The organism is Bradyrhizobium ferriligni (assembly GCF_056837965.1).
Map to the genome: position 1 here is coordinate 55,701 of NZ_JBXEJO010000050.1, position 17,647 is coordinate 73,347.

At 64.7% G+C, this 17,647-nt stretch carries 16 protein-coding genes and 1 pseudogene; 13 read left to right on the top strand and 4 right to left on the bottom strand.

The features are described 5' to 3' along the window. The first annotated feature begins 11 nt into the window (after window positions 1-11). The 5 genes from AC1VNY_RS27370 to mtnK all read left to right on the top strand — a co-directional run bounded on the left by AC1VNY_RS27370 (window position 12) and on the right by mtnK (window position 4,728). Complete coding sequence (locus AC1VNY_RS27370; RefSeq protein WP_482407541.1) at window positions 12-818, top strand: biotin--[acetyl-CoA-carboxylase] ligase; 807 nt, start codon at window positions 12-14, stop codon at window positions 816-818. Further along, complete coding sequence (locus AC1VNY_RS27375; RefSeq protein ID WP_482407527.1) at window positions 818-2,488, top strand: ribonuclease J; 1,671 nt, start codon at window positions 818-820, stop codon at window positions 2,486-2,488. The genes AC1VNY_RS27370 and AC1VNY_RS27375 overlap by 1 nt, the downstream gene beginning before the upstream one ends. A 71-nt stretch (window positions 2,489-2,559) precedes the next feature. Beyond that, window positions 2,560-2,964 carry a methylmalonyl-CoA epimerase gene (gene mce, locus AC1VNY_RS27380; RefSeq protein ID WP_016841811.1) on the top strand — a complete coding sequence of 135 codons (405 nt, stop codon included), beginning with the start codon at window positions 2,560-2,562 and terminating at the stop codon, window positions 2,962-2,964. 6 nt (window positions 2,965-2,970) lie between these two features. Beyond that, window positions 2,971-3,246, top strand: a complete 276-nt coding sequence (locus AC1VNY_RS27385; protein WP_028340120.1) for a DUF1467 family protein — start codon at window positions 2,971-2,973, stop codon at window positions 3,244-3,246. 177 nt (window positions 3,247-3,423) lie between these two features. Then, window positions 3,424-4,728: an S-methyl-5-thioribose kinase gene (mtnK, locus tag AC1VNY_RS27390; RefSeq protein WP_482407528.1), complete on the top strand. Its 1,305-nt coding sequence runs from the start codon at window positions 3,424-3,426 to the stop codon at window positions 4,726-4,728. A gap of 657 nt (window positions 4,729-5,385) precedes the next feature. On the opposite strand, the gene AC1VNY_RS27395 is transcribed toward mtnK, so the two are convergent. The 4 genes from AC1VNY_RS27395 to AC1VNY_RS27410 all read right to left on the bottom strand — a co-directional run bounded on the left by AC1VNY_RS27395 (window position 5,386) and on the right by AC1VNY_RS27410 (window position 9,586). Further along, complete coding sequence (locus AC1VNY_RS27395) at window positions 5,386-6,420, bottom strand: ABC transporter permease (protein ID WP_038385101.1); 1,035 nt, start codon at window positions 6,418-6,420, stop codon at window positions 5,386-5,388. A gap of 102 nt (window positions 6,421-6,522) precedes the next feature. Next, on the bottom strand, window positions 6,523-8,025 hold the full coding sequence (locus AC1VNY_RS27400) for a sugar ABC transporter ATP-binding protein (protein WP_482407529.1): 1,503 nt from the start codon (window positions 8,023-8,025) through the stop codon (window positions 6,523-6,525). A 9-nt stretch (window positions 8,026-8,034) separates the two neighbouring features. After that, on the bottom strand, window positions 8,035-9,072 hold the full coding sequence (locus AC1VNY_RS27405) for a sugar ABC transporter substrate-binding protein (RefSeq protein ID WP_482407530.1): 1,038 nt from the start codon (window positions 9,070-9,072) through the stop codon (window positions 8,035-8,037). Between the two features lie 88 nt (window positions 9,073-9,160). Further along, on the bottom strand, window positions 9,161-9,586 hold the full coding sequence (locus AC1VNY_RS27410) for a globin (protein ID WP_482407531.1): 426 nt from the start codon (window positions 9,584-9,586) through the stop codon (window positions 9,161-9,163). Window positions 9,587-10,043: 457 nt separating this feature from the next. Here AC1VNY_RS27410 and AC1VNY_RS27415 point away from each other — a divergent pair, with 457 nt between their 5' ends. The 8 genes and pseudogenes from AC1VNY_RS27415 to AC1VNY_RS27450 form a co-directional block, all read left to right on the top strand. Beyond that, window positions 10,044-10,415: a DUF2946 domain-containing protein gene (locus AC1VNY_RS27415; protein ID WP_482407532.1), complete on the top strand. Its 372-nt coding sequence runs from the start codon at window positions 10,044-10,046 to the stop codon at window positions 10,413-10,415. Window positions 10,416-10,496: 81 nt separating this feature from the next. Further along, complete coding sequence (locus AC1VNY_RS27420; protein WP_482407533.1) at window positions 10,497-12,896, top strand: TonB-dependent receptor family protein; 2,400 nt, start codon at window positions 10,497-10,499, stop codon at window positions 12,894-12,896. A gap of 11 nt (window positions 12,897-12,907) precedes the next feature. Then, window positions 12,908-14,134 carry a sialidase family protein gene (locus AC1VNY_RS27425; RefSeq protein ID WP_482407534.1) on the top strand — a complete coding sequence of 409 codons (1,227 nt, stop codon included), beginning with the start codon at window positions 12,908-12,910 and terminating at the stop codon, window positions 14,132-14,134. After that, window positions 14,131-14,628 (top strand): TlpA family protein disulfide reductase, encoded by a 498-nt coding sequence (locus AC1VNY_RS27430; protein WP_482407535.1) that lies wholly within the window; start codon window positions 14,131-14,133, stop codon window positions 14,626-14,628. Before AC1VNY_RS27425 ends, AC1VNY_RS27430 begins: the two co-directional genes overlap by 4 nt. Before the next feature lie 35 nt (window positions 14,629-14,663). Beyond that, a complete protein-coding gene (locus AC1VNY_RS27435; protein ID WP_482407536.1) occupies window positions 14,664-15,191 on the top strand; it encodes a copper chaperone PCu(A)C in 528 nt (175 codons plus the stop codon). A 7-nt stretch (window positions 15,192-15,198) separates the two neighbouring features. After that, window positions 15,199-15,726 carry a YcnI family copper-binding membrane protein gene (locus AC1VNY_RS27440; protein ID WP_482407537.1) on the top strand — a complete coding sequence of 176 codons (528 nt, stop codon included), beginning with the start codon at window positions 15,199-15,201 and terminating at the stop codon, window positions 15,724-15,726. Between the two features lie 3 nt (window positions 15,727-15,729). Then, complete coding sequence (locus AC1VNY_RS27445; RefSeq protein WP_482407538.1) at window positions 15,730-17,292, top strand: copper resistance CopC/CopD family protein; 1,563 nt, start codon at window positions 15,730-15,732, stop codon at window positions 17,290-17,292. A 164-nt stretch (window positions 17,293-17,456) separates the two neighbouring features. Next, window positions 17,457-17,647, top strand: a pseudogene (locus tag AC1VNY_RS27450) (proline--tRNA ligase); the annotation flags it as partial.

Consider the following 17,647-nt stretch of genomic DNA (forward strand, 5'->3'; position numbering starts at 1 on the left):
ATAACGCTGACATGACCTTCACGCTCGGGCCCCGGGCCATAGCGGCGAGCTACCGGCTCGCCGCCTTCGATCAGATCGGCTCGACCAATGCCGAGGCGATGCTGCGCGCCCGCGACGGCGAGCAGGGGCCGATGTGGTTCGTGACGCCGGAACAGACCGCGGGCCGCGGGCGGCGGCAGCGGGTCTGGGTCGCGCCGCGCGGCAATCTCGCCAGCACGATCCTCGAAGTGACGGACGTCCAGCCGGCAGTCGCCGCCACCCTCGGCTTTGCCGCCGGGCTGTCGCTCGAAGCCGCGCTGCGGAAGGTCAGCATCGAGGCGGCGCTGCGGCTCGGGCCGGACAGCCCGAAGTTCACCCTGAAATGGCCGAACGACGTGCTGGCCAACGGCAAGAAGCTTTCGGGCATCCTGCTGGAGGCCGAGGCCATCGGGAGCCGGCTGGCGGTCGTGGTCGGCATCGGCACCAATGTCGTCGCAGCACCCGAGGGGACGCCGACGCCGGCCGTATCGCTCGCGGCGCTGGGCGTCCAGATCGGGGCGGAGGAGCTGTTTGCCGCGCTGTCGGACGCCTGGGTCGAGTTTCGCGGCATCTGGGACGACGGCCGCGGCTTCCCCGAGATCCGCAGGCTCTGGCTGGAGCGCGCGGCTGGTCTCGGCGAGAAGGTCGCGGTCCAGACCGGCTCGGCGACCCTTGAAGGCACGTTCGACACCATCGATGATACCGGCTGCCTGATCGTCCGCACCGCTGATGGCGAGCGCCTGCCCGTAACGGCGGGCGAGGTCTATTTCGGCTCCGCAGCCTCGGTGAGGGTGAACTGATGGCGCGTCCCGAGGAGCTCACCTTTGCGCCGCTCGGCGGCGTCGGCGAGATCGGCATGAACCTGTCGATCTACGGCCTCGGCAACCGCCACCAGCGCTCCTTCCTAGCGGTCGATCTCGGCGTCTCCTTTGGCGACGAGGAGCATCTGCCGGGCATCGACCTGATCATGCCCGACGTCCGCTTCCTCGAGAAGGAGCGCAACAATCTGATGGGCCTCGTGCTGACGCACGCCCATGAGGATCATTTCGGCGCCATCATCGATCTCTGGCCGAAGCTCGGCTGCAAGATCTACGCGACGCAATTCAGCGCGGCGCTGTTCGAGGCCAAATGCGCCGCCGAGCGCAACCCGCCAAAAATCCCGGTCACGGTGATCCCGTCGGGCGGGCGGGTCGATATCGGCCCGTTCAATGTCGAGTTCATCCCGGTCGCGCATTCGATTCCGGAATCGCACGCGCTGGCGATCAAGACCGATGTCGGCACCGTGCTGCATACCGGCGACTGGAAGATCGATCCGACCCCGATCATCGGCCAGCCGACCGACGAGCGGCGGCTGCGCGAGCTCGGCGATGAAGGCGTACTGGCGCTGGTGGGCGACTCCACCAATGCGGTGCGCGACGGGCGCTCGCCGTCGGAGACCGAGGTCGCCGCCACAATCAAGAAGCTGGTCAAGGCGGCCAAGGGCCGGGTCGCGGTCACGACCTTCGCCTCCAATGTCGCCCGGGTGCGGGCCGTGGCGGACGCCGCGAACGCCGCCGACCGCGAGGTGGTCGTGGTCGGCCGCGCCATGGAGCGCGTGGTGCAGGTGGCGCGCGAATGCGGCTATCTCGACGGCTCGCATAAATTCCGCAGCGCCGACTATTACGGCCATTTCCCGGCCGACAAGGTGCTGGCGCTGTGCACCGGCAGCCAGGGCGAGCCGCGCGCGGCGCTGGCGCGGATCGCCAATGACGACCATCCGCAGGTCACCCTGAACAAGGGCGACACCGTGATCTTCTCCTCCCGCACCATTCCCGGCAACGAGAAGGCGGTCGGCTCGATCATCAACAACCTGGTCATGCAGGGCGTCGAGATCATCACCGACCGCGAGCACCTGGTGCACGTCTCCGGCCACCCGCGCCGCGACGAGCTGCGCGACATGATCTCCTGGGTGCGGCCGCAGCTCTTGATCCCGGTCCATGGCGAGGCGCTGCATCTGGCCGAACACGCCAAGCTGGCGCGCGCCGCCGGCGTGCCCAAGGTCCTGACCTGCCGCAACGGCGACTTGGTCAAGCTCGGGCCCGGCGAGCCCGGCATCGTCGGCGAGGTGCCGGCGGGCCGGCTCTACAAGGACGGAACCATCCTGGAGGACGCCAAGTCGCGTGCCGTGGTGGAGCGGCGGCGGATGGGCTTTGCCGGCTGCGCCTTCGTCGCCATCGCCATGACCGAGCAGGGCGAGCTCGTCGACGATCCCGAGGTTGATCTGGTCGGCATGCCGGAGAACAATGCGGCGGGCGAACTGCTCGACGACATCGTGTTCGATGTGGTGGTATCGACGATCGAGGGCCTGCCGAAGCCGCGGCGGCGCGATCCGGACGCGCTGGGGGAATCGGTGCGGCGCGCGGTGCGGGCGGCGCTGAACGAGCAATGGGGCAAGAAGCCGATCTGCGTCGTGCACGTTCTGACGGTTTGAGCCTAAGCATGATCCGGAAAAGTGCGAAGCGGTTTTCCGAAAAGATCATGCTCAACTAAAGGGAGAAAGAGATGCTGGGCCGGCTCAATCACGTCGCGATCGCGGTCAAGGACGCCAAGCAGGCTGCGAAGATCTACGGCACCGCCTTCAATGCCGAGATTTCCGATGCGGTGCCGCTGCCGGAGCACGGCGTCATCACCGTGTTCGTGACGCTGCCGAACACCAAGATCGAGTTCATCGAGCCGTTGGGCGAGGCGTCGCCGATCGCGAAGTTCGTCGAGCGCAATGCCGACGGCGGCATCCACCATGTCTGCTACGACGTGCCCGACATCATCGCGGCCCGTGACCGCATGATCGCCGAGGGCGCGCGGGTGCTGGGTGACGGCCAGCCGAAGATCGGCGCGCATGGCAAGCCGGTGCTGTTCTTCCACCCGAAGGACTTTTCCGGCGCGTTGGTCGAGATCGAACAGGCCTGAGGCCATATGGCGTACCAGATCTCCACAGGGCTAGCGATCTACTTCGTGCTTTGGTGGCTCGTGCTGTTCCTGACGCTGCCGTTCGGCATACGCAGCCAGCATGAGGACGGCGTCGGCGCGCCCGGCACCGATCCCGGCGCCCCAATCCTGGCGCGGATGGGACGCAAGCTGCTGTGGACCACGCTGATCTCGGCCGTGATCTTCGCGATCGCGATGTGGGCCTATCATTCCGGCTATCTCTCGATCGAGCGGCTGTCGAAACTGATGGGGATGCCGTTCTGATACGCAGTTTTCGTCGGATCAGAAGTAGCCCGCATGAGCGAAGCGACATGCGGGATCACTTTCCCGGGTATCGCTTCGCTCACCCGGGCTACGTACCGATGGGGATGCTGTTTTAGAAACTGATGCCAATGGAGCGGGGATCAACCTCGCCCTTGCAATGCGGAGGAGGCGACCACGATGAACCTGCAGGCCCAGCCGGGCTCCGGGCAGAGCCAGTATCGAATCCTGCGGGAAGCCGATCTGCGGGATTATCTCGCGAACATTCCTTCCATCGTCGCGCAACTCGGCGGCGCGCCGGCGGACTGGTCGATCAGCGAGGTCGGCGACGGCAATCTCAACCTCGTCTTCATCGTCAAGGGCGGAAGCGGCGGCATCGCGGTCAAGCAGGCGCTGCCCTATGTGCGCCTCGTCGGCGAGAGCTGGCCGCTGCCGCTGTCACGGGCGCATTACGAGCACATGGCGCTGGTGCATCAGGCACGGCTGGCACCAAACCTCGTGCCGGCGGTGCTGCATCATGATGCGCCGCTCGCGCTCACCGCGATGGAGCTGCTCGAGCCGCATATCATCATGCGCAAGGGCCTGATCGAGGCCACGCGGTACCCTCGCTTCGTCGAGGATATCTCGACCTTCCTGGCGCAAACACTGTTCTTCACGTCCGACCTTGCGTTGTCGGCCGCGGAGAAGAAGCAGGGCATCGCCGATTTCGCCGGCAACCATGCGCTCTGCAAGATCACCGAGGACCTGATCTTCACCGATCCCTACCGCACAGCCGAGCAGAACCGCTGGACCGCGCCGTATCTCGACGCCACGGCCGCGGCATTCCGCGAGGATCTCGACCTGCATGTCGCGATCAGCAGGCTGAAGCTGAAATTCATGGCGAGCCCGGAAGCGCTGCTGCATGGCGACCTGCACACCGGCTCGATCATGGTCACCGAGAGCGAAACCAAGGTGATCGATCCCGAATTCGCCTTCTACGGCCCGATGGGCTTCGACATCGGCGCGGTGATCGGCAATCTGCTGATGGCCTATCTCGCCTCCGCCGGCCACGAGCGCGCGCCGGGCGACCGTGCCTCTTTCGAGGCATGGCTGCTCGAGACCATCGAGGGCGTCTGGGCCGGGTTCTCGCGAAAATTTCTCGCGCTGTGGCGCAACGAGGCGAAGGGTGATGGTTATCCGTCGTCGCTGTTCACGGGCGAAGCCGGCGCCGCACGGCTGGAGGCGGAACGGCAGGCCTACATGGCGCGGCTGTTCCAGGACACCGTCGGCTTCGCCGCAGCCAAGACCGTCCGCCGTATTCTCGGCCTCGCGCACAACATCGATTTCGAGTGGATCGCCGACGAGCAGCAGCGCGCGATCTGCGAGGCGCGGGCCCTCAAGCTCGCCCGCAATATGATGCTGGAGGCGGCGTCCTACACGACAATCGGCGCTGTCACCTACGCCGCGCGCGAACTGCGCCACTGGCAGCCGGATTTCGCCAGGTAGCGGGGGTGGAGATATTCGTGTTTTCAGAATTTTATCTTGACGTGGACCCCAACTCAGATATTTAATCCCTCCGTCTCGCCCGACACGAGGGGCGCTTCGCGGTCGTGACGAACGCGGGTCGAGATGCGGTGGACGCGGAGTGCGCAGTTGACGAACGCGCATGAGGCGGACGGTGAAGTCGTGTGGTCCTGACGCCCTAGCGGCAGGTGTCTTTTCCGATTGCGCGGTGCGCGTTGCGAAGACGGTGACAAGCAAGCCCAGTCTCGCCGGGGAGAGCACGAAGTAAGCCGTAACCCATCGCGCAGGGAAAGCCGGGTTGTTTCCGGTTACACCTGTGGTCCTACCCCCGAGCTTTCTACCCATTGCTCGGGGCCCATGGGTGCGATCGGCACCCGGCTTTCCCTGCGCCCTCTGCTTTCAGAGGGTGAAACGAACAGCAAAGCTCGGGCAATTCATGTCGCGAGAATGCGAATGTTTGACTCACAAGCGACACATACTCGGCGTCGTCCCGGCGAAGGCCGGGACCCATTATCACGAATGCAAATTGTTGCCCGACGCTGGGGCCACAGCCTGCTCTCAACAACCCAACCCTGTGGTTATGGGTCCCGGCCTTCGCCGGGACGACGAGAGGTGAGAGCTACGTGCTCCGCTCCACTATCAATCCGCCGCTTGCTCCCGCAGCCGCTGCGCGTAGACGTTGATGATCAGCGCCGCGAGCAGGATCAGGCCGCGGATCAGGATCTTCAGGAAGCTGTCGATATTGACGTGGTCGAGGCCGTTGTTGAGCACGCCGAGCACGAACAGCCCGACGATGGTGTTGCCGATGCCGCCGCGGCCGCCGAACAGGCTGGTGCCGCCGACCACCACGGCCGCGATCGAATCCAGCAGATAAGTATCGAACTCGTTCTGCTGGGCGCTGCCGAAATGGGCGACGCCGAGCATGCCGCCGATCCCCGAGCACACCGCCGAGATTACCATCACGCTGCCGAGGATGAGCTTGACGTTGAGGCCGGCAAATTCCGCGGCCTCGCGGTTACCGCCGACCATGTAGACGTAGCGGCCGAAGCGCGTGTAGGTCAGCACCAGATGGCCGCCGAGCAGCATCACTGCCGCGACGATCACGATCCAGGGGATGCCGCCGATCGATCCCGAGCCCAGCGTCGTGATCAGGTCCGGCACCTTGTAGGCGATCTGGCCGCGCACCAGCAGTGCCGAGACGCCGGCCGCGATCTGCATCATGGCCAGCGTCATGATGAAGGAGGGGATGCCGATCATGGTCAGCCCCAGCGCGTTGACGAGGCCGAGCAGCGCGCACAGCGCCAGCGCCAGCAGGATCGCGACGATGCCCGGCATCGGGACATTGGCGATGTTGACGTAGGATTCCTGCAGCGTGAAGTACGCCACGGCAATGCCGGTGACGTTGGCGATGCTGGCGATCGACAGGTCGATCTCGGCGCACAGGATCACGAAGGTGAGGCCGACGGCGATGATGCCGGTGACCGACACCTGGGTCAGGATGTTGCCGACATTGTCGATGGTCGCAAACGATGGGCTCGCGATCGCGAAGAACGCGCTGAGGAAGATCAGCGTCAGGAACGGCGCGATGTTGCGCATCTGCGAGCGCAGGAAGGGCGCCAGCCCGCGCGACCGCTGGTGATCCGCTCGCGCAGTCGCGCCGTCACTGCTTGCCATCATGTCTCTCCATCAAGCGCGATGAGGTGGTCATCATGCTTTCTCTGTTTGTTTGAGCATGATCTCACCGGAAAGCCGCTTCGCACTTTTCCGGATCATGCTCTAGGCGGCCTCCAGCAGCCGGTCCTTGCTGACCGCTTCGCCCGCGAATTCGCGCACCACCGCGCCGCGCTTCAGCACCAGGATCCGGTCGGCCAGCGACAGCACCGTCTCCGGCTCGGTCGACAGCACGATGATCGCCAGTCCCCTGGCGCGGAGATCGCGCACGATGTTGATCACGTCGTTCTTGGCGCCGACATCCATGCCGCGGGTCGGCTCGCACAGCACCAGGACCCGCGGCGGGTAGGCGAGCCATTTCGCCAGCGCCACCTTCTGCTGGTTGCCGCCGGACAGCATGCCGAGATCGAGGCCGACGACCGGCGGCCGGATCTGCAATTGCTCGACCTGGCGCTGGGCGATCGCGCGCTCGCGTACCGGCTTGAGCAGCAGCGAGGAGATCCGCTCGAGGATGCTGATCGAGATGTTCTTGTAGACCGGCTCCTGGTGGAACAGCATGGCGCGCCGGCTCTCCGGCACCAGCGCAACGCCGGCCCGTCGCGCTGCTGCGGTGCTGCGGAAGGTCTTGGCGGCGCCGTCGACCACCAGCGTTCCGCCGTCGGGCCGGAGCTTGCCGAACAGGATGCGCGACAGCTCCAGCTGCCCGCAGCCCATGAAGCCGTAGATGCCGAGCACTTCCCCGGAGCGGGCCTCGAACGAGACGTCCTGCAGGCTGCGGCGGAGCGAGAGCTGATCGACCTTCAGCACCGCCGCGCCGCCGCCCGGTTGCGGGAGCATGAGGTCATCGGTGTAGCTGTGCTCCAGCGCCTCGCCGCCGCGGCCGATCATGGCCTCGATCAGCGCGCCCTTGGTGGTATCAGTGGACGCCGTCTCGGCGATCTTCCGCCCGTTGCGGAACACCGTCACCACGTCGGAGACTCGCAAAATATCCTCGATGAAATGCGAGATGAAGACGATGCTGGTGCCTTGGTCGCGCAGCTTGTGGAGCGTCGTAAAGAGGCGTTCGACCTCGGGTGGCGAGAGGGCGGAGGTCGGCTCGTCCAGGATGATGATGCGTGCGCCGGAGAACAGCACGCGGGCGATCTCGATCAGCTGCTGCAGGCCGATCGGCAAATCGCCGAGCCGCGTCATCGGATCGACGTCGATGCCAAACCGTGCCAGCTGCTCGCCGGCCTCGCGCGCCATCCGCCGCCACTGCACGAAGCCGAGGCGGTTGGTCGGCTGGTTGCCGAGGAACACGTTCTCGGCGACCGTGAGATCAGGCGCGACGCTGAGCTCCTGATGCACCATGCCGATGCCGGCGGCGTGCGCGTCGCGGGTGGAGCGGAAACGGGTTTCCTTGCCGTCCAGCATGAAGCGGCCGGAGAACTCCGGGTGCACGCCGGCGATGATCTTCATCAGCGTGCTTTTGCCGGCGCCGTTCTCGCCGACGAGACCATGGATCTCGCCGGCGTGCAGCGCGAAGTCGACCCCACGAAGGGCTTCGACACCGCCGAAGGCCTTCGTGATCTGGTGCAACTCGAGGATCGCCGAGCGTCCCTGCGTCATGAGGCCCGCTCAGATCAGGAAGTGATCCTCCATCCATTGCATGCCGGCGGCGTTGGCCTTGGTCACGACGGGACCATCGGTCACGACGTTCTTCGGAATGCCCTGGCCGCTCTTCTCGCCGCCGACCACGGCGGCGACGCCCGCGACGATCGCGCCGCCATGGATGCGGCAGGACGGATTGCGGACGGTCGCGAACATGCGGCCTTCGCTGACCGCCTGGATCGCCGGCGGCATGGCGTCGACGCCGCCGATCAGGATGTTGGTGCGGTTGCGCGCCTTCATGATGTTGTAGGCGGCGAGCGCCATGTCGTCATTGTGGAAGAAGGCGGCGTCGATCTGCGAGTATTTGGTCAGATAGGTTTCCCAGAGCCGGGCGGTCTTGGAGACGTCCCAGTCGGCGGGCTGGGTATCCAGCACCTCGATGTTCGGGAACTGCTTGATGACCGAGTTGAAGCCCTTGGCGCGGCCCTGCGCGCCGGTGTGGCCGAGCGCGCCCTGGGTCATGATGACCTTGCCCTTGCCGCCGATCGCGTTGCACAGCGCCTGGGTCACCGAGGCGCCCATGAACTCGTTGTCGGGCGCCAGGAACGAGTGGACGTTAATTTGATCGAGAGGAGCAATAAGCGTGTCCATGTCGATCACGGGAGTGCCGGCGTCGATCATCTTCTGCACCGGCTGGGTCAGCGTGCCGATGCCGAACGCCTGGATGGCGACGAAGTCCCATTTCTGCGACGCCATGTTGTCGATCGCGGCGCGCTGCTTGACGGCATCGAGCTGGCCGTCGAACCAGGTCACCTCGACGTTGAACAGCTTGCCCCAGAACTCGGCGGCCTGCTTGCCCTGTGCGCACCACGTCGCCTGCAGTCCGGCGTTGGAGAACGCCGCCTTCAGCGGCTTTTCCGAGCGTCCCATTTCGGCGGCGAGTGCGGACGTCGTCATGCCCATCCCGCCGACCAGGCCGGCCGCAGCTCCACCTGCCGCCGCCATTTGCAGAAGGTCGCGCCGCGTCGTCGACGCCTTGTCCATCCCCTTGTCGGTCCCTGGCATTGCTTGCTCCCTCTTCGTTTTTCTGACCGTCGGCGTCTATTGCACGCGCCGCGGATAAAGCGAGTGTGTCACAATCGGAACGGTGACGCTACGGCCTCTCGTCCACGAGATGTTTCTGCTGCAGCACGATGGCTTCGATGTCGCGCAGCAGCTTGTGCCACGCAGCATCGATATCCGCGGACCATTGCTCGCCGAGAATGTCGCGCAAGCAGTCCGCGATCACCGCGAAGAATGCGACGAACAATTCGCGCGGCGTGCCGTACGCATCATGCGAAAACACTTCCGATTCGATCAGGCGAAAATGTCCGCGGCGCTCGCCTGCGAAATCGAGGATGGCTTCGATCGTCAGCTGCAGCATCGAGCCTTTCACAGGCTCGCTGCCTTCGGTGCGAAACATCGCCTGCGTCTCGGGATGTTCGCGAAACAGGCGGCGATACACGAACGGTGTCAGATCTCCGCAAGCCGCTGCTGCGAGCTCAAAGCTGCGTTCGATCGGATTCGATGATGGAGTCATAGCGGATTGCGATCATCACATAAAAAAAGAGCAGGGCTGAAAGCCCTGCTCCAAAAATTGTGTCGACCCTATTTGCCCCAAAAATTCGATTTGATCTTGATTGATGGGGTGACGCTGCTTGTGCGCGTCGGGCTCCTCCCGAGACTTGGACCACCAGGACACACCTCGCGGCTGGCCTGAGCCAGAATTGGTAGACTATCTTTCCAGGCTTGTCATCATTTTCGGCAACGATTGTTCAATTTTCGAGCAATTTGCGAAATGATTGGGATGGCTCCACTGGCGGTTGTGACGGGAGATGTAAAACACGTGACAGGGTAAGGGGATACGACTGATTTCGGAGTCGCCGTGACGCATGTGCCACGCTCGGCTATTTCCGCCGGCTGGAAGAAACCGGACGCGTCGGCGATCTCGACTTCCGGCGCTCATGGTGGTTAGTTCCGTCCCGGATGGTTTTGCGATGCGCCGGCGGCTGAAGAATTTTCTGCCCATCGTCCTGGTTGCCCTGCTGGTGCAGATTCTTGCACCGATCGGGGCTTGCTGGGCGGCGAGCCTTGCCGCGTCCGATCCGCTCGCGGCCGCCACCATCTGCCACGGCGATGCCGGCTCCGGAGCAGGGCAGGGTGACCAGACCGGTCACGACGCCCATGACGGCTGCTGCTCGGCGTGCAGCGTGCTGCAGACCGGTGCGCCGGTTGATAGCCCGCAAGTTGCGGCCCAGGCCGTCGAACGCCTGCCGAGCCGGATCGCCTGGCTTGATTTCGCCACTGATCTCGATCGTTCGCGCGCCGGCCTTTCGGCGCAAGCCCGCGCCCCGCCGCTGTTTTCCTGACGACCTTGTCGCTGCCGGTGCGTCCCGCGCCGGCAAGTGCCCTTGAGCAAGCCGGCCGAAGCCCGGTGTCAGGATTCATCCATGTTTCGCTATCATCCGCTGGAAGCGGCAAGCGTGCTCGCGCTGGGCGCGACGCTTTGCGCATTGCCGTCCGCTGCCGAAGCCCAGGCGCCCAGCACAGAGCTACCCTCCGTCACCGTCGAGGCGCCCCGGACGGCGGTGCGCGCCAAGCCGGCGGCGGCGAAGCCGCGCGTTCGTGCGGCGTCGGTCCGGCGGCCACCGAAGCCGACGACAGTGCCGGCCGTGACGGCGGCCGGCGCGAGGCCGGGGGAGACGCTTGCCGCGATCCGCGACGGTTTGAACCGGGCGCCCACAGGCCAGACGCAGACCACCATCGACCGCAGCCAGTTCGACAACCGACCGGCGTTCTCCGTCGCCGATTTGCTGCGGGACAGTCCGGGCATCTCGATCAAGCAGGGTAACGGCCCGCGTGATTTCGGCATCTCGATCCGCGGGTCGAATGCGCGGAACGGCTTCGGCATCCGCAACCTCGTCATCTTCGACGACGGTTTCCCGGTGACCCAGCCGGACGGCCTGTCGCGCAGCGACCTGATCGATCCGCATGCTTATGGTGCGATCGACGTGGTCCGCGGGCCATCCTCGGCGCTCTACGGCAACTATGCGACTGGTGGGGCGCTGAATTTCCGGACCCGGCCGGGCGGCACGATCGAAGGCATCGAGTATGGCGTCGACGGCGGCAGCTTCGGTTACCTCAACAATTATCTCGCCGCAGGCAAGAAGGTCGGCAATTTCGAGGCCTCGCTGTTCGCGAGCGACACGCGCGGCGACGGCTACATCGGCAACAGCTGGTTCAACACCCAGACCGTCAATTTCCTCGGCACGCTGCAGGTCACGCCGGACGACCGCTTCACGGTGAAGCTGATCAACAACGACCTGACGACGCGCCTGCCGATCCGCTCTTCGCTGAACCAGTTCTACCAGAACCCGTTCCAGCAGGGTTGCACGACCGGCGCGACGGCCGCGCCGGGATGCGCCACCGTGACGTTGTTCAACAACGGATTCAACGCGGCGGCCGGAACCGACAGGGAGACCGCGGTTCAGGCCGGCCTCGGGCGCGACGACCGCCGTACCATCGTCGGCGGCCGCTGGGAGCACGACTTCGACAACCAGACCACGTGGCGCAACCAGTTCGTCTTCGATGACCGCAACATCAACCAGCCGACGGGATCGACGAGCGCGATCGGCGACTTCCCGTCCTACAACTACATGAGCGACGTCGTCAGACGCGGCGATATCTTCGGGCTGGATTCGACGACCTATTTCGGCGGCTTCTACAATACGCTTACCGCGTCAAGCGATACGCGCAATGTGATGCCGGGCGGAAATGCGACGCTCGGGAGCCTGTCGAGCAATTTGTTCAGCACAACGACAAATTACGGTGTTCGTGCGCGGGAGGAATTGAAGCTCACGTCTGCGCTGACGGCCGTTGCCGGCATTGGCTGGGAGACCACCAGTCTGACGGGCCGGAACACCGCCTACAGCTACGCCGGCGCGGCCGGAACCACGACCACGGCGATCACGACGGCGGACCGGCAATTCCAGAATACCGCGCCCGAGCTCGCATTGCTCTACCGGGTGAACAGCGAGTGGCAATTCCGCGGGCGGGTGGCAACCGGATACGGCACGCCGCAGGTCGGCAATTTGTTCGTCCTGCCGAGCGGCGCCTCGGGCAATAACACCCAGCTGCGGACACAGAAGAATCTCGGCTACGACGTCGGGGCCGACTGGACACCGAACAACGCGCTCAAGCTCAGCGTCACCGGCTTCTACGAGTTCTTCAAGGACGAGCTCGTTTCCCAGGCCACGCCGCTTGCGGGCATCTCCTACACGTTCAACGCGCCGCGCTCGGAACATCGCGGCGTCGAACTGGCCGCCGACTGGAAATTCCTGCCGGGCTGGCGGTTCTCGGCGGCCTACACCTATCTCGACGAGGTCTACACCGAATACGTCGAGAACATCACGAATGGCGCGGTGTTCAGCTTCAATCGTGCCGGCAACAAGATCCCCGGCATCTCACCCAACGAGCTCACGGCGCGGCTGGGCTACGACCAGTTGTCGGGTCCGTTGCAGGGACTTGGCGGGTTCGTCGAAGTCCAGCGGAAGGACAGCTTCTACATGGACAACGCCAACCTCTTGAAGGCGCCGGGCTATGAGCTGGTCAACCTCAACCTGCACTACAAGACCGATCTCGTCTCGGATTATTTCAAGGCGCTGAACCTGTACATCGAGGTGAGGAACGTCTTCGACCGGACCTACGTGGCGTCGGCGAACAACATCTCAAATTCGGTGACCGCGGCAGGCATTCAAAATCCCGCGAGCGTACTGGCGAACTCGACCAACTCGATCTATGCCGGATCGCCGCGCGCCTTCGTGGCGGGCATGAAAATTGCGTTCAAATGAGGAGCGCATCGATGATCTATCGCAAACCGGTCGCCCTGACGCTGCTTGCATCGCTCATGCTCACGGCCTTGCCGAGCCTTGCCGTCGCACAGATGAGCCATCAGCACGCCTCCGAAGCGGCCTGCGAACAGACGGACCTGCGCTGCGCGACCAAGGTCACGCCCGCCTTTGAGCGGGATGGGACATTGTGGTTGGCGTGGATGGCCGGAGGCCAGATCTCCGTCGCGAGCTCAAAAGACCAGGGCAAGAGCTTTTCCACACCGGTGCGGGTCACCCGGGAGCGGCTCAATCTCGATTGGGGACCGGATGCGCGGCCGAAGCTTGCGATCGATGCCAACGGCAACGTCGCTCTGGCCTTCTCGATCTTCCGCGATCAGAACTTCAATGGTCAGGTGCTGACCACGCGATCGACCGATGGCGGACGCAGCTTCGATGCGCCGAAGTCGATCACCGCGAGCAATGAGAGCCAACGGTTCGAGGCGATCGGTTTCGATCCTGCGGGGGCGGTGTTTGCCGCGTGGCTCGACAAGCGCAACCGCGTGCCGGCGCAGCAGCGCGGCCAGAAATATGACGGCGCCGGATTGTTTTTCGCGTCATCGGGAGATGGCGGAGCAACCTATTCCGACGCGCGGCTCGTCGCCGACAACACCTGCGAATGCTGCCGCCTCGCTTTGGCGTTCGATGGCGCGGGCCACCCGGTGATCGTGTTCCGGAACATCTTCGAGGGCGGCGTGCGCGACCATGCGATCGTGACGTTCTCCGACCTGGCCACGCCCGGCGAGATACACCGGGTGAGCCGTGACGACTGGCAGATCGCGGCCTGTCCGCATCACGGTCCGAGCCTGACCATATCGCCCGAAGGAACCTACCATGTGACGTGGTACACCAACGGCAAGGCGCGCAAGGGATTGTTCTATGCGCGATCGCGCGACGGCGGCAAAACCTTCTCCGATCCGCTTCCGGTCGGTCAGCCAAACCGCAGCCCATCCCGGCCGCAGATTATCGCGGGGCCGCAGGGGCTTGTCATGGCCTGGAAGGAATTCGACGGGCAGAAGACGACGGTCGACCTCATGACATCGCGCGACGATGGAGCGACATGGTCGAAGCCAACGGTGATTTCGGACACCGCCGACAGTTCCGACCATCCGCTGCTCGTCTCGGACAGCCGGCAGACCTATCTGTCGTGGATGACGAAGGCCGACGGCTACCATTTTCAAGCGGTCGAGGGCGAACCATGAAGCGTCATCTGCTCGCTGCGCTGGTCCTGCTCGCAACGCTGCCGTCCGCATTGGCGGCGGGAGAGGGCGCGCCAAAGCCGTTCGAACGCGGCAGCTGGCAAAAGCTGCTGCATGCGCATGCCGGTCATCCGACCCTGGTGCACTTCTGGGGAGTAACCTGCGGACCATGCAAGGTCGAGCTGCCGCAGCTTGGCCAGTTCATGAAGGATCATCCCGGAATCGATGTCGTCACGATCAGCGCGGATCTGGTTCCCAACCTACCGGAGGCGACGCGATCGATGCTGGATCGCGCCGGCCTCGGCGCGGCCGAAAACTGGATTTTCGACGACGGCTTTGCCGAGCGGTTGAGATTTGAGATCGATCCGGCCTGGCAAGGCGATATCCCGCGAACCATGCTGATTGCGCGGGATGGAACGATCACGACGATCGAAGGATCGGCCGAAATTGCCGATCTGGACAAATGGTCCAGCGCCCAGTCGGCAGCAGCTCGATGACACTTGAATTTCAACTTGAAAGGAAATCCGTCGCCATGAAGACGCTCCCTCGCATCCTTGCCCTCGCAGCGCTGACCGCTGCACTCGTGTCGACGTCCGCACGTGCCGAGGACGTCAAGGCCGGCGACCTCGTGATCACGCAGGCCTGGACGCGCGCAACGCCGAACGGCGCCAAGATCGGCGGCGGCTACCTGACGATCGAGAACAAGGGAACGACGCCCGACCGGCTGGTGTCAGGCTCCGGCGATGTTGCCGGCAAGATCGAAGTCCACGAGATGTCGATGGACAATGGCGTGATGAAGATGCGTGCGCTCGACAAGGGCCTCACCATCGAGCCCGGCAAGACCGTGAAGCTCGCGCCGGGCGGCTATCACCTGATGATGTTTGACCTGAAGAGCCCGCTGAAGCAGGGCGACAAGGTGCCGGTCACGCTCGAATTCGAAAAGGCCGGCAAGGTCTCGGTCTCGCTTGACGTGCAGGCCGTCGGCGCGCAGGCGCCGGGCGGCGGCGATCGTTCCGGCCATGGCGACCATTCCGGTCACATGGACATGAAGAAGATGTGAGGGCGCCATGCGATCACAGACGCTCCTCATTGCCGCGGCGGCGCTGCTCGCAGCGCAGCCGGCGATCGCGCATATCACGCTCGAAGGAAAGCAGGCGGCGGTCGGATCGTATTACAAGGCGGTGTTCGCCGTGCCGCATGGCTGCGCGGGCTCGGCGACGATCAAGATCCGGGTGCAGATTCCGGAGGGCGTGATCGGAGTGAAGCCGATGCCGAAGGCGGGTTGGACTCTCGATACGGTCACCGGCAAATACGCCGCCCAATACGACTATCACGGCGCCAAGCTTTCCGAGGGCGTCAAGGAAGTCGCCTGGAGCGGTGGCAAGCTTGCGGACCAGAACTACGACGAGTTCGTGATGCAGACGTTTCTCACCGATACCTTGAAGCCCAACACCACGTTGTACTTTCCGGTCGTGCAGGAGTGCGAGCAGGGCGTCAGCCGCTGGATCGATATTCCAGCCGACGAGCAGGGCGGCGGGCACGACCATGGCAGCAAGACACCGGCGCCCGGCGTCAAGCTGCTGCCGAAGTCGTAAGCGATGCGGCTGGTCGCAAACTTCGCAGCGCTGCTCGTGGCGCTGTGTCTTGCGACCTCAGCACATGCGCATGCCGTCCTGATCGGCGCTGAACCGGCCGACGGCAGTGTGGTGGCTGAAGCACCCAAGATGGTGGTGCTCCGCTTCAACGAAGCGGTGGCGCCGACTGCGGTCAGCCTGCTCGACGCTGCGGGCAAGCCGCGCGACGTCGCGATCCGCGCCGTCGACCAGTCGGTGATGGTGACACTGCCGGCGGGCCTGCCGAAGGGCACGCAGGTGGTCAGCTATCGTGTGGTGTCGCAGGATGGCCATCCGGTCGCGGGCTCGCTGCTGTTTTCGATCGGCGTCGTCACCGGCTCGGCGGCGCCGTCAAGCGACGGCGTGCTCCATGTGTTGATCTTGCTGGCGCGCCTCGGGCTCTATCTGGGGCTGTTTGCCGGCGTCGGCGGTGTGTTCTTTGCGGCCTGGATCGGGCAGGGCCCGGCCGGCGAACGGCTGGTCATGTGGTCGCTGAAGATCGGCCTTGTCGGCGCGATCGCGTCGCTTGGCTTGCAGGGCGTCGACCTGTTGAACCTGCCGCTCTCGGGCATCGTGACGTGGGCGGCATGGGCCAGCGCCGCCGGCACCAGCCTGTTTCCCGCGCTGCTGCTCGCGATCGCCGCGATGCTGATCGCGGCGATCGCCTGGCGCAGCCCGTCGTTCGGTGCAGCCTTCACCCGCACTGCGATCGCAATGATCTGTGTCGGGTTGTCGTTTGCGGTCAGCGGCCACGCCGCCACGGCCCCGCCGCAATGGCTGACGCGAACCGCGCTGTTCATCCATGGCGTGGGCGTGGCGTTCTGGATGGGCGCGCTGGCGCCGCTCGCGGTACTCGCCTGGCAGCGCAAGGATTCGCTGCTTCAGGTGCTGCGGCATTTTTCGACGCTCGCGGTGCCGGTCGTCGCGTTGATCGCCTTGTCGGGCCTGGCGCTCGCGATCGTCCAGCTCGAAAGTTTTCACGCGCTGATCGACACCGGGTACGGCAACATCCTGGTTGCGAAACTGGCGTTGGTGGCGCTGCTGCTCGGGCTCGCTGCGCTGAACCGGTCGGTGTTCACGCCGGCCATCGCGCGCGAGTCTCATCGGACACGGCCGCTGCAGCGCTCGATTGCGCTCGAATTCGTGCTGATGATCGCCATTCTCGGCCTCGTCGCATTATGGCGCTTCACGCCGCCGCCGCGCGTGCTGGCGATGTCGAGCGATGTTCCGCTCGCGGTCCACATCCACACCGATGCCGCGATGTTCCAGGTCCTGATCGCGCCGGGCAAGGTCGGGCCGAACGACTTCGTGCTGCAGCTGATGAACGGCGATGCCAGCCCGTTTGCGGCCAAGGAGGCGACGCTGACGCTGAGCCTGCCCGAGCGCGGCATCGAACCGATGGAACGCGCCGCCGCGCGCGGTGCCGATGGCTATTGGCACGTGCGCAAGGTGCCGTTGCCGGTACCGGGCCGCTGGCACATGCAGATCGACGCCCTGGTGACCGATTTCAAGAAAGTGACGCTGGAAGACGATTTCGAGGTCAGGTAAAGCCGCGGTCAGCGCGCTCGGCGCTTCGATGGGACGCAATTCGTTCAAATGGCCGAAAATCGCCTGATTTGAAGGGTTTTTCTTATTTGGCGGCCTTGTGTTTTCACAGCCGATCCGGTTTCACTGCAGCTCTTCCCACGCTTTCCTGATTCCCGAGTAACGCCATGCGATTGTCGCGGTTTTTCCTGCCCATCCTGAAAGAAAACCCGAAAGAGGCGGAGATCGTCTCGCATCGGCTGATGCTGCGCGCGGGCATGATGCGGCAGGAGGCGGCCGGCATCTATGCCTGGCTGCCGCTCGGCTTCCGGGTGCTGAAGAAGATCGAGCAGATCGTTCGCGAGGAACAGGACCGCGC

Excerpts from the sequence above, each read along its gene's own strand:
- AC1VNY_RS27370 (WP_482407541.1), top strand. The coding sequence starts at position 12 with ATGACCTTCACGCTCGGGCCCCGGGCCATAGCGGCGAGCTACCGGCTC.
- AC1VNY_RS27375 (WP_482407527.1), top strand. The coding sequence starts at position 818 with ATGGCGCGTCCCGAGGAGCTCACCTTTGCGCCGCTCGGCGGCGTCGGC.
- mce (WP_016841811.1), top strand. The coding sequence starts at position 2,560 with ATGCTGGGCCGGCTCAATCACGTCGCGATCGCGGTCAAGGACGCCAAG.
- AC1VNY_RS27385 (WP_028340120.1), top strand. The coding sequence starts at position 2,971 with ATGGCGTACCAGATCTCCACAGGGCTAGCGATCTACTTCGTGCTTTGG.
- mtnK (WP_482407528.1), top strand. The coding sequence starts at position 3,424 with ATGAACCTGCAGGCCCAGCCGGGCTCCGGGCAGAGCCAGTATCGAATC.
- AC1VNY_RS27395 (WP_038385101.1), bottom strand. The coding sequence starts at position 6,420 with ATGGCAAGCAGTGACGGCGCGACTGCGCGAGCGGATCACCAGCGGTCG.
- AC1VNY_RS27400 (WP_482407529.1), bottom strand. The coding sequence starts at position 8,025 with ATGACGCAGGGACGCTCGGCGATCCTCGAGTTGCACCAGATCACGAAG.
- AC1VNY_RS27405 (WP_482407530.1), bottom strand. The coding sequence starts at position 9,072 with ATGCCAGGGACCGACAAGGGGATGGACAAGGCGTCGACGACGCGGCGC.
- AC1VNY_RS27410 (WP_482407531.1), bottom strand. The coding sequence starts at position 9,586 with ATGACTCCATCATCGAATCCGATCGAACGCAGCTTTGAGCTCGCAGCA.
- AC1VNY_RS27415 (WP_482407532.1), top strand. The coding sequence starts at position 10,044 with ATGCGCCGGCGGCTGAAGAATTTTCTGCCCATCGTCCTGGTTGCCCTG.
- AC1VNY_RS27420 (WP_482407533.1), top strand. The coding sequence starts at position 10,497 with ATGTTTCGCTATCATCCGCTGGAAGCGGCAAGCGTGCTCGCGCTGGGC.
- AC1VNY_RS27425 (WP_482407534.1), top strand. The coding sequence starts at position 12,908 with ATGATCTATCGCAAACCGGTCGCCCTGACGCTGCTTGCATCGCTCATG.
- AC1VNY_RS27430 (WP_482407535.1), top strand. The coding sequence starts at position 14,131 with ATGAAGCGTCATCTGCTCGCTGCGCTGGTCCTGCTCGCAACGCTGCCG.
- AC1VNY_RS27435 (WP_482407536.1), top strand. The coding sequence starts at position 14,664 with ATGAAGACGCTCCCTCGCATCCTTGCCCTCGCAGCGCTGACCGCTGCA.
- AC1VNY_RS27440 (WP_482407537.1), top strand. The coding sequence starts at position 15,199 with ATGCGATCACAGACGCTCCTCATTGCCGCGGCGGCGCTGCTCGCAGCG.
- AC1VNY_RS27445 (WP_482407538.1), top strand. The coding sequence starts at position 15,730 with ATGCGGCTGGTCGCAAACTTCGCAGCGCTGCTCGTGGCGCTGTGTCTT.